This window comes from Microbacterium sp. R86528 (genome assembly GCF_044596335.1).
Lineage (GTDB): Bacteria > Actinomycetota > Actinomycetes > Actinomycetales > Microbacteriaceae > Microbacterium > Microbacterium marmarense.
In genome coordinates this window covers 1716527-1731002 of sequence record NZ_CP138996.1, presented here as the reverse complement: position 1 = coordinate 1731002, position 14476 = coordinate 1716527, and the positions used below count along the sequence as shown (strand labels likewise).

General features: G+C 63.2%; 10 protein-coding genes. 6 read left to right on the top strand and 4 right to left on the bottom strand.

Features of this window, described 5'->3' with window-relative positions; all coding sequences use genetic code 11:
* Positions 1-47: 47 nt before the first annotated feature.
* Positions 48-1352, bottom strand: coding sequence for a peptide synthetase (locus SJY18_RS08025; RefSeq protein WP_396667179.1), 1305 nt, complete (start codon positions 1350-1352; stop codon positions 48-50).
* Between the two features lie 61 nt (positions 1353-1413).
* Here SJY18_RS08025 and SJY18_RS08020 point away from each other — a divergent pair, with 61 nt between their 5' ends.
* The 5 genes from SJY18_RS08020 to SJY18_RS08000 all read left to right on the top strand — a co-directional run bounded on the left by SJY18_RS08020 (position 1414) and on the right by SJY18_RS08000 (position 5511).
* Positions 1414-2208 (top strand): alpha/beta fold hydrolase, encoded by a 795-nt coding sequence (locus SJY18_RS08020; RefSeq protein WP_396667178.1) that lies wholly within the window; start codon positions 1414-1416, stop codon positions 2206-2208.
* A 15-nt stretch (positions 2209-2223) separates the two neighbouring features.
* Complete coding sequence (locus SJY18_RS08015) at positions 2224-2916, top strand: GNAT family N-acetyltransferase (protein ID WP_396667177.1); 693 nt, start codon at positions 2224-2226, stop codon at positions 2914-2916.
* 366 nt (positions 2917-3282) lie between these two features.
* Entirely contained in the window at positions 3283-4416 is a 1134-nt protein-coding gene (gene menC, locus SJY18_RS08010; protein ID WP_396667176.1) for an o-succinylbenzoate synthase, read from the top strand.
* Between the two features lie 51 nt (positions 4417-4467).
* Positions 4468-4932 (top strand): DUF4870 domain-containing protein, encoded by a 465-nt coding sequence (locus SJY18_RS08005; protein WP_337336535.1) that lies wholly within the window; start codon positions 4468-4470, stop codon positions 4930-4932.
* A 108-nt stretch (positions 4933-5040) separates the two neighbouring features.
* On the top strand, positions 5041-5511 hold the full coding sequence (locus tag SJY18_RS08000) for a hypothetical protein (protein ID WP_337336534.1): 471 nt from the start codon (positions 5041-5043) through the stop codon (positions 5509-5511).
* A 10-nt stretch (positions 5512-5521) separates the two neighbouring features.
* On the opposite strand, the gene SJY18_RS07995 is transcribed toward SJY18_RS08000, so the two are convergent.
* A complete protein-coding gene (locus SJY18_RS07995) occupies positions 5522-8218 on the bottom strand; it encodes an MMPL family transporter (protein WP_396667175.1) in 2697 nt (898 codons plus the stop codon).
* Positions 8219-8385: 167 nt separating this feature from the next.
* On the opposite strand from SJY18_RS07995, the gene SJY18_RS07990 reads away from it, so the two are divergent.
* Positions 8386-9774, top strand: coding sequence for a glycine--tRNA ligase (locus SJY18_RS07990; protein WP_337336532.1), 1389 nt, complete (start codon positions 8386-8388; stop codon positions 9772-9774).
* A 97-nt stretch (positions 9775-9871) separates the two neighbouring features.
* On the opposite strand, the gene SJY18_RS07985 is transcribed toward SJY18_RS07990, so the two are convergent.
* A complete protein-coding gene (locus SJY18_RS07985; protein WP_396667174.1) occupies positions 9872-11293 on the bottom strand; it encodes an SPFH domain-containing protein in 1422 nt (473 codons plus the stop codon).
* A 151-nt stretch (positions 11294-11444) separates the two neighbouring features.
* Positions 11445-14321 carry an amidase gene (locus SJY18_RS07980; RefSeq protein ID WP_396667173.1) on the bottom strand — a complete coding sequence of 959 codons (2877 nt, stop codon included), beginning with the start codon at positions 14319-14321 and terminating at the stop codon, positions 11445-11447.
* Between the last annotated feature and the right edge of the window lie 155 nt (positions 14322-14476).

Below are 14476 nucleotides of genomic sequence, written 5' to 3'. Positions count from 1 at the left end.
GCTTGCGTGCGTCTTCGTCCCGGTTGCCCATCGTCACAGGCTATCTGTCACCTCGGCGTCGCCAGGGCAACAAGGCTGGCCTCGTGAATGCTCGACTGAACGGCATCGATCCAGGCGCCCACGTTCGCGCGTGCTTCGGGAGTATCGGGATAGCGACAACGCAAGTGGAGCCCGGTGTCGTTGACGATGAACCAGATCATCACGCCATCGGTGGGCACCACCGCCGACACGTACTGCACTTCGTACTCGGGCGATACCTGCACAGGCAGCCGACGTGTGTCGAGCCACGAGAACGCGAACATACCGGGTGTTGCAGGCATGCCGCCGTATGGCTCGAGGATCGGCGCAAGTGGGTACGAACCGAGCGTGATGGCCTCTTTCACCGCCGCCGTTGCAGAGTCGGGGTCGTGGCACTCAAGGATGGCATTGGTGATGAACCAGCCCACTGAGTCATGCCATCGAACGTCGTGTCTGCTGTGCACGGGAAACACCGCCCGCAGTGGTTCACCCGTCATCTCGCGAGTCACTGTCGTGATAAGGCTGACAGCGAGCGAGATCAGTCGAACTCTGTTCGCATCGGCACGCGCGGTGAAACGCCGCACTCCCGCACTGTCAAGCACATCTCGTACTTCAACGACCTCGTGCCGTGCGGTCGATACATCCCCGAGAGATAGCGGAAAGACGGGCATCAGGTCATCCCCGGCTGCCAGAAGCTCATGCCAACGTTCCGTGACGACCGTGGGCGCCGCCGGCATCTGTGCGAGTGCTGCGGTGTGCTCGGCGAACGGCGACGCAGCATCCATCGGCTCAGAATCGGGATCGAGCTCGATCGTAAGATCGCGCAGCAGCACCAGCAACGACCACATGTCGACGTGTGAATGGTCACTGGCGATGACGAGAGCAGGGCGAGGGTCGAGTGCTGATGCTTCGGGTTCGACGAGGCAGATGCGATGCGACGGCGCTGCGAACGGGCGACAGTTCGCGTCGAGTATGCCGCGAACGACGTCGCGGGTGGGCGCGCCTTCGGGCACGTCGTGCTCATGCCACACACCACTGTCGATGGTGATCTGGTTCAAAGCGAGGGTGCCGCCTTCGAGCGAGAAGGCCGTGCGCAGCGTGTGGTGGCGCGCGACCACTGCCATCCACGCGTCGCCGATGGATTCGCGCGTCACATCGGCAGGAAGCCGCGCAGCGAGTGCCATCCACGACCCTGCGCGGTCGCCTTCGCCGACGTGGCGGCCCTGGTCGAACGACACCGGAAGGGCGCCATTGACCGCGCCGTTCGTGGTGACGGCGTAGCTGTGCACCCGGCCATGGGGGAGCACCATTTGGGCGATATTTGTCAAGCGCATTGCGCCGTAGTCTAGGTGCACCGCATTACACAGCATTTCGCAGAGCGCTCGCTGGAGGATCATGCCCACATTCGACGTCTCAAACGCGCGAATCGACTACGACATCACCGGCGATGCGGGCCCGCTTGTCGTACAACTGCACGGACTGACATCTTCACGTGCTCGCGACGCGCATATGGGCCTCGACCTCGGGCGAGCTCTTCGCGAACATCGGGTGTTGCGCTATGACGCGCGCGGCCACGGTGGCTCCACCGGGTTGACCGCCGAAGCAGACTACGGCTGGGACGCGCTCGCCGATGACCTGTTGCACTTGCTGGATCACGTTGCCCCTGGCGAGCCTGTGCACGGCGTCGGACCGTCGATGGGAACCGGCACATTGCTTCACGCGGCGGTGCGTGACCCTGAGCGGTTCCGCACGCTGACCCTCGTCGTGCCGCCGACCGCCTACAAATCGCGCGTCGCACAGGCCGAACACTATCGGCTAGGCGCGTCGCTGATCGAGAGCCATGGCCTCTCAGCGTTTCTCGAACTCGGTGATACCGCTCCGGTGCCCCCGGCCCTCGCCGATGCGCCGCAGAGTGGTCCCGAGATCTCAGACGCGCTGCTGCCCACCGTGCTGCGCGGGGCGGCGGCGACAGATTTTCCAGCCCGCGACGCCGTCGCCCGCATCGCCACGCCGACGCTGATTCTCGCGTGGAGCGGCGACCCTGCGCACCCGGTGCGCACTGCAACGCGCCTTCACGAACTGATCGACGGCAGTCGCATTGTGGTCGCCCGCACGCCCTACGGCGTTATGGCTTGGCCGGGCCTATTCGCCGAGCACGTCATCATGGGTGGCGTAGCCGCGCACGCGTAGGTGCACACTGGTTTCATGGGCATCCAGATTCTTCCGCTCGAAGCCGTCGACGAAGTGCACACCGCTTCTCAGGTACTTGCCGACGTCTGGGGCGGCGACCGAGGTGGAATGCCGCCGAACCTGCTGCGCGCGCTCGCGCATTCGGGCAACTATGCGGTGGGTCTCTATGACGAAGGCCGCATGATCGGCGCCTCGGTGGCATTTTTCGCAGCGCCCGGTGAACGCTCGATGCACTCGCACATAACCGGGGTCCTCCCCGGTCTGCAGGGTCTCGGACTCGGCCGGGCGCTCAAACAGCATCAGCGCGAGTGGGCGCTTGCCAGGCAGGTCGGTCAGATCACATGGACCTTCGACCCGCTCGTGGCGCGCAATGCGCACTTCAACCTGCGCACTCTCGGGGCACGTGTCACTGAATATCTTGTGGATCACTACGGCGCTATGGACGACGGCGTCAATCGTGGTGATGAAACCGATCGAATCATGGTGTCGTGGGCATTGGCATCGCCGCCGGTGCCGACGCCCGCCGATGATCGCGTCGTGACGACGATCCCGATCCCACGCGACATCGAAAGGCTCCGTCGCGAAGATCCTGTTGCGGCAGCGGATTGGCGATTTCGGGTGCGCGAGGAGTTCGTCGGTTTGCTCCAGGACGGCCTCGTGATCGGCGGATTCGACGACGAGCGCGGTTACCTCGTGGTGCGTCGCTGACGCCACCCAAAATTGTTTGACGGTTCGCCGCGTGAGAGGTTTCACGACTAAGGGCGGCTCTTCAGCATGATTGGTATCACCCAGCTGGCAACGGCCTCTTAGCCTGTGCCGACCGCCACCGCGTTCGGTCCACCGCGAAGGGACTGCCACCATGCGCGAAGTCATCGATCTGATTCGCAAATCACTGCCTACAGCGACCCGTCAAGAGGCTCGTGCGCGTCGAAATGCTCGCCCACGCAAACTAGGCCGGCACCCCCGCCGTGCGACGTACATTTCGCCCGGTTTGTTCCCGCAACCGCCGCGGTTCGACCGCTTGGCGCACTGATCAAAGCAGTTCGTGCACACGGTGGGGCGTAGCCTGGCGCTATGCCGATCGCTCGCCCGTCCGTGCCCATCTGCCTCGAATCTGTCGAATTACGAGTGCTTCACTTGCCGCTCGTGTCACCGTTCACGACGTCCTTCGGCACCGAACACGTGCGCGAGGTGATCGTCGCTCGCGCCGTTACGGCAGACGGCGAGGGGTGGGGCGAGATCGTCACCAGCGAGGCGCCGCTGTACTCGAGTGAGTACACGCACAGCGCCTGGGATGTCGCCCGTCGCTGGCTCATTCCGGCGTTGCTCGCCAAGCGCACTTTCGCTCCAGAAGAAGTCCCCACCATTCTCGAACCCTTCAAAGGGCATCGGATGGTCAAGGCAGGGCTCGAGCTTTCAATACTGGATGCTGCGCTTCGCACCGAGGGCCGGTCATTCGGCGAGTACATCGGTGCAGAGCGCGAGCTGGTTCCGTCCGGAGTCTCGGTGGGAATCCAGCGTGACCCGCAGGCCCTCGTCGATGCCGTCGCCGGCTACCTCGACGAAGGCTACGTGCGCATCAAGATCAAGATCAAACCGGGCCGAGACATCGCCGATACGGCTGCCGTTCGCGAAGCATTCGGAACCATTCCGTTCCAAGTCGATGCGAACTCCGCGTACACCCTCGCTGACGTTGAGACTCTTGCTCAGCTCGATCAGTTCGACCTGCTGCTCGTGGAGCAGCCGCTGCAAGAAGACGACATCGTCGATCACGCCACCCTCGCGCGTCAGTTGAAGACACCGGTCTGTCTTGACGAATCCATCGTGTCGCACAAGGCGGCGATGGACGCCCTGGCGCTTGGCGCAGCATCCATCATCAACATCAAAGCAGGCCGAGTCGGTGGCTATCTCGAAGCGGTGAAGATTCATGACCTCTGTCGAAGTGCCGGCATTCCGGTCTGGTGTGGCGGAATGCTAGAAACCGGAATCGGCCGCGCCGCAAACGCTGCGCTCGCCGCCCTACCCGGATTCGAGTTGCCGGGAGACATCTCTGCGTCTGATCGCTTCTACACGCGCGACATCGTGACCGAGCCCGTCGTGCTTGAGGACGGCCACGTTCGCGTACCGACCGGACATGGTCTTGGCGTGCACATCGATCACGCTGCCCTCGAAGACTTCACGGTGGCGCGTGAGGTCGTCACGGCCTGAGAATCCGGATGCGGCGCTGTGCATCGCGCTGGTGCGAAGTAGGCTGGGCGAATGTCGACACCATCGCCGTATGTGCCGCCGCAGCCCCCAACTGGCTCTCCGCACGCGGGCTATTCGCAGCCCGCCTACTCACCGCCAGCGCAGCCTGCAGACGCGCAGCAGCAGCCTGGCTATGCAGCAGCGCAACCGTCGATGAGCCCCGATGACGAGAAAATGTGGTCGACACTCACCCACATCGGAGCCTTGTTCTTCGGTTGGATTGTTCCGCTCATCACTTATCTGATGATGAAAGACCGCGGCCCCTTTGTGCGTGAGCACACCGCGGCGGCACTCAACTTTCAGCTCACGATGGTGATCGGCTACATCGTCGGCGCGCTTCTGATCATCGCGCTCGTCGGGTTCGTCATATTGATCGCGCTGCCGATTCTCAATCTGGTGTTCTGCATCATTGCCGCAGTCAAGGCAAACAAGGGTGAGTGGTACACCTATCCGCTCACCATTCGTTTTGTGAGCTGACGTTCAGCTGCTGCCACGGATTGCGGTGCCCCCCTTGCGGGCGGCGGCCTGGTGCGTGAGACTGCTCGTGTAAACACTCGGGGGGAGTGTCTGACATGGGGGAAAACGATGAGAGTTCGTCTATTTGTGGCCGCATCGGTGCTGGGGGCATCGGCGCTGGTGATCACCGGGTGCGCCAACCCGCTCGAGCAGCTGGTGCAGGGTGGGATTCAAGACGGAATCGAACAGGTTGTTGAAGAAGCGGCGGGCGGCGACGTCGACTTCGACGTTGATGCTGGCGCAGGCGCGAGCGTTCCCGATAGCTTCCCCTCTGACGTGCCGCTCCCACCGGGGGAGCTGATGGCGTCTTTCGCCGCTGCGGGCTCGTACCAACTGACCTACGCCATCGACAGTCTCGACCAGGTTTCCGCCTTCGCCGACTCGCTGATCGGGGACGGCTACGAGGTCGTGTCAGAGAGCGACATGGGCGAGATGAAGATCTGGGCGTTGCAGAACGACAAGTGGCTCGTCACTCTGGGGTCGTTCGATGCAGAAGGCGAATCGGGTCTGTCATACACGGTGTCGCCCGTCGAGGGGTGACGACCGACCGCTACGACCCACCGCGTTCTCGAAGCTGACGGCGGGTGAGCGGAGCGGCCGGCTCGACAGCGATCGTCGCGCGTACTGACTCGCTTTCGGCCAGGATCAGTCCCTCGCCAGCGTGGCCGCTGCCCGCGGCGGTGCCGTCTTCAGCGTCGCTGGCGTCTTCGTCAACCCAGGGCGCGTGGTGGGCGCGCTCGAGCGCTGCACCTTCGACGTCGACGTTCGGAATGATGTGGTCGAGCCACTTCGGCAGCCACCATGCCGAGCGGCCGAGCAGATGCATCAGCGCCGGCATCAGCAGCATCCGAACCACAAAAGCGTCGATCAGAATGCCGAACGCGAGCCCGAACCCAATCGAGCGAATCATGGTCGAGTCGGCGAAGATGAATCCGCCGAACACCGCCACCATGATGAGCCCGGCTGCCGTGACCACAGCGCGCCCCGCACGCAGCCCACGCATCACTGCCAGGCGAGCAGGGGCTCCGTGCACGTAAGCCTCACGCATGCCCGTCGAGAGGAACAGCTGGTAGTCCATTGCGAGGCCGAAGAGAATTCCGACCAGAATGACCGGCAAGAAGCTCAGAATCGGGCCGGTGCTGTGCACGCCGATCAGCTCGGCGCCCCAGCCCCACTGGAACACCGCAACCGTCGCGCCATAGGTGGCGAACAGCGACAGGATGAAGCCGCCGGTCGCGATGATCGGCACCAGCAGAGACCGGAAGACCACGATCATGATGAGGAGCGACAGACCAACGACCACAGAGATATACAGCGGCAGCACGCTTGAGAGATTCTCAGAGATGTCGATATCGATAGCTGCTTGACCGGCGACGCCCAGCGGATATTCGTCATCGACGGGAGGCAGCTCACGAAGATCTCGCACGAGCCGTTCGGTTGACTCTGAGTTCGGTCCTTCAGCGGGCAGCACCTGGAACGCGGCGAGCGTGCCGTCATCTGACACCGCGATCGGCGCGACGGCGACAACCGAGTCCACCTCTGAGATCGTGGTGGCGATGTCGAGCTGCGCCTGCAGCTGCTCTTCTTCATCCTGACCACCGGGAAGTTCTGCGGTAACCAGCAATGGGCCGGTTGCGCCTTCGCCGAACGCTTCTACAGTCAGGGTGTGTGCGCGATAAGCGGAGGAGTCCTCGGGCTCGCTCGAACCGTCGGGCAGTCCAACCCGCATTGACAGTGAAGGAATCGCGATCACCACGAGCAAGACGATCGCCCCCGCGGCAGTCAGCAACGCTCGCCAGGTTTTCATCGGCTTTGCGTTCGTGTCTTCGTGGTGCACGCGTCCCACGCGAGCGCGTGCCCTGCGGGTGAGCACGCGCATGCCCGCCAGGCTGAGCAGCGCTGGCGTGAGCGTGACGGCGATCACGACCGCGACTAGCACAGCGAACGCTCCGACGGTGCCCATCAGACCGAGGAACGGAATGCCGGTGATGTTCAGCGCGAGCAGGGCGATGATGACGGTTGAGCCAGCAAATGTGACCGCGTTGCCTGCGGTGCCATTGGCCAGTCCGATCGACTCACTCACCTCGGCGCCCTCAAGCAGCTGCTTGCGATGGCGGTTGATGATGAACAGCGAATAGTCGATGCCGACCGCGAGCCCCAGCATGATGCCGAGCACCGGGGTCACCGATGACATGTCGACGACGCCCGAGAACGACAGAGCCGCGAGCACTGAGATCGCAACGCCAACCAGGGCGGTGACGAGCGGCATCGCGGCGGCGATCACCGTGCCGAGCATGATCAGCAGAATGACGCCGGCAACGACCACACCGGCGATCTCGCCGGGACCGACGAGCGAGGGGACCGACTGGGCGAGAGTGGCAGAAAACGCCACTTCGACGCCCTCAATGGGCGTGGCCTCAAAATAGTCGATGACGCTGGTCTTCGTTTCGGGCGATAGCTCGAGCTGGGGATCGTCGAACGCGACCGTGACGAGTGCGGTTGCGCCGTCATCTGAGACAACGCTGATGGCCGAGGCGAGATCAACAAGCGCGGCGCCGGTTTCGAGCTGTTCTGAGCCATCGGTGAGCGCGTCTTGCTGCCCGTCGAGGGCCAACTGCTGCGCGGCGATTTCGGCGCGCGTGGCATCGATCTCAGCCTGCTCGGCGTCGAGCTGCGCCTGCTCGGCATCGAGCGCCGCGATTTCGGCCTCTGACGCGTCGTCAGATTCAGCCTCTTCTCGGGCCGCAGTCAGCTCTGCCTGACCTGCGTTGAGTTGCGCCTGTGCGTCGTCGAGTTGGGAGATTCCGGCATCGAGCTGAGCTTGTCCGTCGTCGATCCGGGCCTGGCCATCTGCGATCTCAGCGCGGCTGTCATCGATGGCTTGCTCGCGGTCTGCTCGTTCTTGTTCTGACAGGAACGGGTCGTTGACTTCAGCGACGCCTGCCAGATCTGCTGCGCCGGCCGCCAGTTCACTGATCTCAGCTTGCTGTTCTGCGGTGAATTCCTCGCCGCTTTCACTGTGAAAAACCACGGTCGCGCTCGCACCAGCAAAGTCAGGAAGCTGCTCGCTGAGCTGATCAATGACCTCACCCGAAGCGGTGTCAGGCACATCGAAGCTCGTGGCGAGGCTGCTATAGCCGACCGCAAAGGCCACGCCCGCGAGCGCGAGAACGGCCACCCAGCTGACGATTACCAGCCACGCGCGCCGGGCCGAAACTTTGCCGAGCCGGTAGAGCAGTTCTGCCATGTGTATTCGGTCCCCCCGTCGACCGCTGTCGCGGCCGTGGGCCAGCCTACGATATGCCGATGCTTGCTGACTGGTCACTCAGCCGCTCTCACCTAGAATTGGTGGATGCTGATGCTCATCAGCATCCTGCGATTTCGCACTCTCCTCTCCCGACCATTGGAGCCACCATGGCCGAACAGTCCCGCCTCGACAAAGTCATTGCCCTAGCCCGACACCGCGGTTTCGTGTTTCAAGCCGGTGAGATCTATGGAGGTTCGCGCTCCGCGTGGGACTACGGTCCACTCGGTACCGAACTGAAAGAGAACATCCGCCGACAGTGGTGGCAGACGTTTGTGCGCGGGCGCGGTGACATGGTCGGCCTCGACTCATCGATCATTCTTCCCAAGCGGGTCTGGGAGGCCTCCGGCCACGTCGCGACCTTCACCGATCCGCTCGTTGAATGCTTGCAGTGCCACAAGCGCTTTCGCGCTGACAACCTGATCGAAGATTTCGAAGCGCGCAAGGGTCGCAAGGCTGAGAACGGACTCGCTGACATTCCGTGCCCCAACTGCGGCAACAAAGGCCAGTACACCGAGCCGAAGGCGTTCTCAGGCTTGGTCAAGAGCTACCTCGGTGTCGTCGACGACGAGTCGGGGCTGCACTACCTTCGCCCCGAGACCGCGCAGGGCATCTTCGTCAACTTCTCAAACGTGCTCACCGCGTCGCGGAAGAAGCCGCCATTCGGCATCGGCCAGGTAGGAAAGGCGTTCCGAAACGAGATCACCCCAGGAAACTTCATTTTTCGCACCCGCGAGTTCGAGCAGATGGAGATCGAGTTCTTCACTCCTCCTGCCGAAGCAGATGAGTGGTTTGATCACTGGGTCGAAGCCTGCTGGAACTGGTTCGTTGACCTCGGCGTGAACCCCGACAATATGCGCCGCTTCGACGTTCCAGAAGACGACCGGGCACACTACTCAACGGGCACGATCGACGTGGAATACCGTTTCGGATTCACGGGCAAAGAGTGGGGCGAACTTATGGGCGTCGCCAATCGCACCGATTACGACCTCGGCAGTCACACCGAAGCGTCGGGGCAGAGCCTCACCTACTTCGACCAGGCATCGGGCGAGAAGTACATTCCCTATGTCATCGAGCCATCGTTCGGCCTCACCCGAGCGATGATGGCGTTCTTGGTTGACGCATACGACGAGGAATCAGTGCCGAACGCAAAGGGCGGTGCCGACACCCGCACAGTGTTACGCCTTGACCCGCGCCTCGCACCGGTGAAGGTCGCCGTGCTGCCACTGAGTCGCAACGAACGCCTGTCACCGCTCGCGCGTGAGGTCGCCGATACACTCCGCAACCGCGGGTGGAACATCGACTTCGACGATGCTGGCGCAATCGGTCGCCGCTACCGCCGCCAAGACGAGGTTGGCACGCCATTGTGCGTGACGGTCGACTTCGACTCGCTTGACGACAATGCCGTCACCGTGCGCGACCGCGACACGATGGCTCAGGAGCGCATTCCGCTCGACGCGCTCGAGGCGTACCTCGCCGATCGACTCAAGGGCGCCTAACGCCGCAGCATACAAGAACCGCCTACCGCCAGCTCGATGAGCTGCGGTAGGCGGTTCTTGTATGACCGGGTCGCGGGAGGTAGTCGCGGTGTGCGTCTTACGTCTGCGGTGGTGCCTCGGTTGCGGGGGTTGCACCCATGTCAGCCGCTGAAGCTGGCACTTTGGACGAAGCATCGTCGTCGCGCAAGCCCTGCGCAACGCCACGACCGGTGGCTTGCCCTTGAATGATGTCGCGCAGGTTGATTCCCGTCGCGGCTTCAACGGCATCGAAGGTTGCGCGCATTCCGGCGGCAGACTCACCTGCGATGTGCTGTGATGCTCCGGCTCCGCCAAGCACCGTGATCGAGCCGACTTTGTCGAAGCCACGAGCAAACTCGGTCATCATCGGCACGAGCGCCTCGAGTGCGCGCTGCGCGAGCAGCGCCTCTTGGTTGCGTGAGAGCGCTTCGGCTTCAGCCTCGATTGCTTTCGCGCGCGCCTCACCGGTGACGCGGACCGCGTCTGCCTCAGCCTCGGCGCGAAGACGTGTCGCGGCAGCTTCTTGAGCCGCGATCTCAGCGCGGGCTTCGGCTGCCTTCACCTCGCCATAGGCGTCGGCGTCGGCGGAGCGCTGCCGTTGGTAGAGGTCGGCATCGGCGACCTTCTTGATGTCTGCGTCGAGCTGTGCCTGCTTGTTCTCGGCGCCCTGCAGCAGCACGGCCTGCTCGCGCTCGGCGCGTTCCAGTGCTTCAGCCTGGTCTGCCTCGGCGCGTGCGCGGCCGACTTGGGCGGCTGCGGCGGCGGTATTGCGGTCGTAGGCGGTCTGCTCGATGAGGTTCGCCTCGTCGGTGGCGAGCTGGCGAGCCTTGACTTCACGTGCGGCGTTGATGCGAGCAACATCGGCTTCACGGCGCACGCGTTCGACTTCGCTGGCTCCCAACGCGTCGATGTAGCCGTTCTTGTCGGTGATTCCCTGAATCTGGAACGAGTCGAGAATCAAGCCCTGCGACAGCAGATCGTGCTTGATGCCCTCGGCGATCTGGTCTGACAGCTTCTGGCGGTCCATCATGAGCTGCTCGACGGTAAGCGTCGCCACCACGCCGCGCAGTGCGCCTTCGAGTTGCTCGGTGGTGAACTGCTCGATGGCGGCATCCTGCGAGAGAAAGCGCTCAGCAGCCCGGCGCACAAGCTCGGGTTCCGAGCCGATCTTGACCAACGCGACGCCGTTCACGTTCACCGTGACGCCAGTGGATGACTGCGCAGTCGGTTCGATCTTGATCTGGCGTGCGCGAAGCGAGATCATCTCGGCGCGTTGCGTGAGCGGATTCACCAGGGCGCCACCGCCGGTGATTACGGCGATGCGCGACGACGAGCCGCCGACGCCCTTCTGCGTGCGACCAACTACTACGAGGGCTTGGTCTGCCTTTGCAACCTTGTACCACGAGCGCACGAAAATGAGCAGGATGGCCAAGAGGATGAGCACCGCAACGACGATGCTGGCGATGAGCACAATGAGGCCCCCGCTACCGATGAGATCCACTACGTTCCTTCCAGGTTGAAGCGTCGTTCTCGACGGTACCCGTTAGAACACAGCGCAGGGCGAATGTATCGAGATCTGTGGATGAAGGGTGGGCAACGCAAAGGGCGCCGGGTGCAGAGCGGATGCTCTGCGCCCGGCGCCCCGCATTCTGCTACTGCGAGTTGTGCTGACCGCGGCGGCGAATGGCCAGAGCAAGTGCTCCCGAGAGCAGCAGCCCGCCAGCGAGCGGAAGCAGCCAGCCTCCGTCGAAGCCAGTTGCCGGAAGCGCGGCAACCTGAGACGCATCGGTTACCTCAAGATCAGCGAAGACGCTGATGCCATCGGCTCGCACCTCGATCTCGTGCGATCCTGCGACCGTCGAGACAGGGATGGTGACTGACACGCTGAGGGCATCATCATCCGCAACGACCGACGCGAGAAGCACGGGATCTGAGTGGAGCCAGATCTCTACTGTCTCGCCGGCGGCGACTCCCTTCGCGGTGACAGTGATCGAGCCTCCGGCCACCACCTCGCTGCTTGAGAGGGTGACGCTTGCCTCTGTCGTCGGATCCACTGGTTCCGGTGACGTCGTCGGGTCCGGGGTTGGCGTCGGTGACGTCGTCGGGTCCGGGGTCGGCGTAGGCGTAGGCGTAGGCGTCGGTGTGGGCACGGGTGTGCCGTCATACGTCAGCGCAGGGGCCGTGGTCACGACGTGCCGGGCCAGGGTCTCTTGCTCGAGCGCGTAGCCCATCGCAAGCACCTCCGCGTCAGTCCAGGCTGTGCCGACGATCTGCATCGCAACTGAGTAGCCGTGCTCGTTCGTTGCCACCGGGACGACGACCGTAGGCAGACCCACGTTGGAGGTGAGAACGCCAGTTGAACGGTCAGCGCTGTGCTGGTTGCTGTTGCCGTCGTTGTTGTAGATGTCGCTCAAGAATCCGGCGTACACCAGCACGTCGACTCCCTCCGCGTCCATCCACTCCTCGATGATCTCTTTGTACTCGGCGCGATAGTCGAGCCACGCGTCAACCTCTTCATCTGTCATGCGAGGTGTGTCGTTCAGTTCTTGCTGGCGGTACAGGATCACGTTGGGATCAGCCCGCAGTTCGTTGCCGTCAGCGAAGGGGAACAGACCGTTCTGCTTCTCGATGTATCGTGCCCATCCTTCGATGCTTCGACTTCCGCTCGGCGATGACGGACGATCGGGCGTAGCATCCAGTTCGACCATCGTCGCGCCAGCGGATTCGAGAGCGGCGAACTGCGACTGCACCGTAGCCCCGGTGTCGTCGTCTGCATATGCCGAGACGAACGAATCAGGCAGGTAGCCCACACGCACACCCTGAAGTGCCGACGTGTCGAGTGCTGCCGTCCAGTCCTCGGGACGGTGCTCATCAGCTTCGGCCGTCAGGATGTCGTCGGGGTCTGTTCCGGTGGTGGCGTTCAGCAGGTAGGCAAGGTCGGTGACTGTCCGGGCGATGGGGCCCGCGTAGTCCTGAGCCCACGTCAACGGCATAACGCCCGTGTCGCTGGCCATTCCGTCTGTGCCGCGGAAGGTCGTAAGGCTTGACCCTACGGTCGGCGCGTACAGTGACACGCCCGTCTGGGTTCCCAACGAACCGGCTGCCAAGCTCGCGGCCACCGAAACGGCAGATCCGCCACTGGAGCCGAACGATGTCTTCGACGGGTAGAGCGCGTTCCACACTTGCCCGAAGTAGCTCTCGCTACGGCTGCCCGAGTTGGCGAACTCCGAGAGATTCGCCTTGCCGATGATCACGGCGCCCGCTTCGCGCAACTGCGCAACCTGGAAGGCATCATGGTCGGGCTGGTAGTCAGCGAGAGCAGCGGTGCCGCCAGAAGTGGGCATATCGAAGGTATCGAACAGGTCTTTCACCGCGATGGGAATGCCGAGCAGTTCGCCCGTTGCGCCGCCTGCGCGCGCCGTATCAGCCGCACGTGCCTGCTCGAGCGCGGTGTCTGCAATGGTGATGAAGGAGTGGTAGCCGAACTGGCCCTCGTCATACACATTGATGCGGTCCAGATAAGCCTGGACGATCTGCTCTGACGTGGTCACGCCAGACTCCATGTCGGCTTGCAGCTGCTCGATCGTCTTGTTCACGACGTCGTACGCAGAACTAGTCACAGCGTCAGCGGTTGCTGGAACGGCTGGCATTGTCAAAGTCACGGCGTCCGCGCATTCAAGGCTTGGATCGAGCGCTCCGATATCCCAGTTCGCCACCGAGCAGATCTCATCGGTCGAGAGCCCGGTGAGGTCGGGCGCGATGGCAAGAGCCTCGAGATCCATCGCCGCGTCAGCTTGCGAACCCGCCTCATCCGAGCCGGCGATGATGAATCGAGCCAGCGACTGCGTCTCTCCGGGAGCGATTTCGAGGGTGTTGATATAGCCGACGAAGTTGGCTTCGTGTCCCTCGGTCGCCATCGCAGTCGTGAACGGATCACGTTCTTGGTTGCCCGTGCCCGAGAGGGCGCCCTCAAACGGTGCGGGCGTTCCCAGCACCACTCCGATCGGGCGATTTTCATCGTCGGTGGTTGCCGAGAGAGTCCACGCGTCCTCTGCCGTTACAAGGTCGTCACCACTGGACGTCGACCTAATCAAGCTCTGGGCACTTCCCGACCCATAGCCGAGAGCTCCACCGAAAGACACCTCGACCGTGAGGGGGGCGCTCGTCGTGTTGGTGAACGAATCGAAGTAGCGGGCGGTGTCGCTATCGATGTCGATCGAAATGTCGCGCGTCATGCTGATGCCAGCAAGCGGGACTGCTGCGGTGCTCTCGTACTCACTTGTGCCGTCGAAGCTGAGGCCGAACCCGCGCATCATCTCGCCGTTGAACCGAACAACGTCATCGGTGGCGACGCGCACAAAGATATTGCCGAATCCATCAACGCCTGATTCGCTGATCGCGCGGATGCTGCCGGTGTCGAGCCCGGGTCGAGCGGAGTCGTGGAACTGCCACTCCGCTTCGTTGCCCGTCGTGACGGCGGTGACGGCCTGGGCACCGACCGTGGGCACTACGCAGGCAGTTGCGACCATCAGGGCGGCACCGCCAATCGCGACGCGCCTTGTGTGTTTTCTTCGCTGGTATGGCGTGGCCATAGGGAAGTACTCCAATGGGGAGGGGGCGTGGTGGTTGCATCCGAGAGGACCGCTGGCGACGTTAGTGACGTCATATGTCCGACTTGTTTCGA

Bases quoted from the DNA above. Each gene is read 5' to 3' on its own strand.
- SJY18_RS08025 (WP_396667179.1), bottom strand. From the start codon at position 1,352: ATGCGCTTGACAAATATCGCCCAAATGGTGCTCCCCCATGGCCGGGTG.
- SJY18_RS08020 (WP_396667178.1), top strand. From the start codon at position 1,414: ATGCCCACATTCGACGTCTCAAACGCGCGAATCGACTACGACATCACC.
- SJY18_RS08015 (WP_396667177.1), top strand. From the start codon at position 2,224: ATGGGCATCCAGATTCTTCCGCTCGAAGCCGTCGACGAAGTGCACACC.
- menC (WP_396667176.1), top strand. From the start codon at position 3,283: ATGCCGATCGCTCGCCCGTCCGTGCCCATCTGCCTCGAATCTGTCGAA.
- SJY18_RS08005 (WP_337336535.1), top strand. From the start codon at position 4,468: ATGTCGACACCATCGCCGTATGTGCCGCCGCAGCCCCCAACTGGCTCT.
- SJY18_RS08000 (WP_337336534.1), top strand. From the start codon at position 5,041: ATGAGAGTTCGTCTATTTGTGGCCGCATCGGTGCTGGGGGCATCGGCG.
- SJY18_RS07995 (WP_396667175.1), bottom strand. From the start codon at position 8,218: ATGGCAGAACTGCTCTACCGGCTCGGCAAAGTTTCGGCCCGGCGCGCG.
- SJY18_RS07990 (WP_337336532.1), top strand. From the start codon at position 8,386: ATGGCCGAACAGTCCCGCCTCGACAAAGTCATTGCCCTAGCCCGACAC.
- SJY18_RS07980 (WP_396667173.1), bottom strand. From the start codon at position 14,321: ATGGTCGCAACTGCCTGCGTAGTGCCCACGGTCGGTGCCCAGGCCGTC.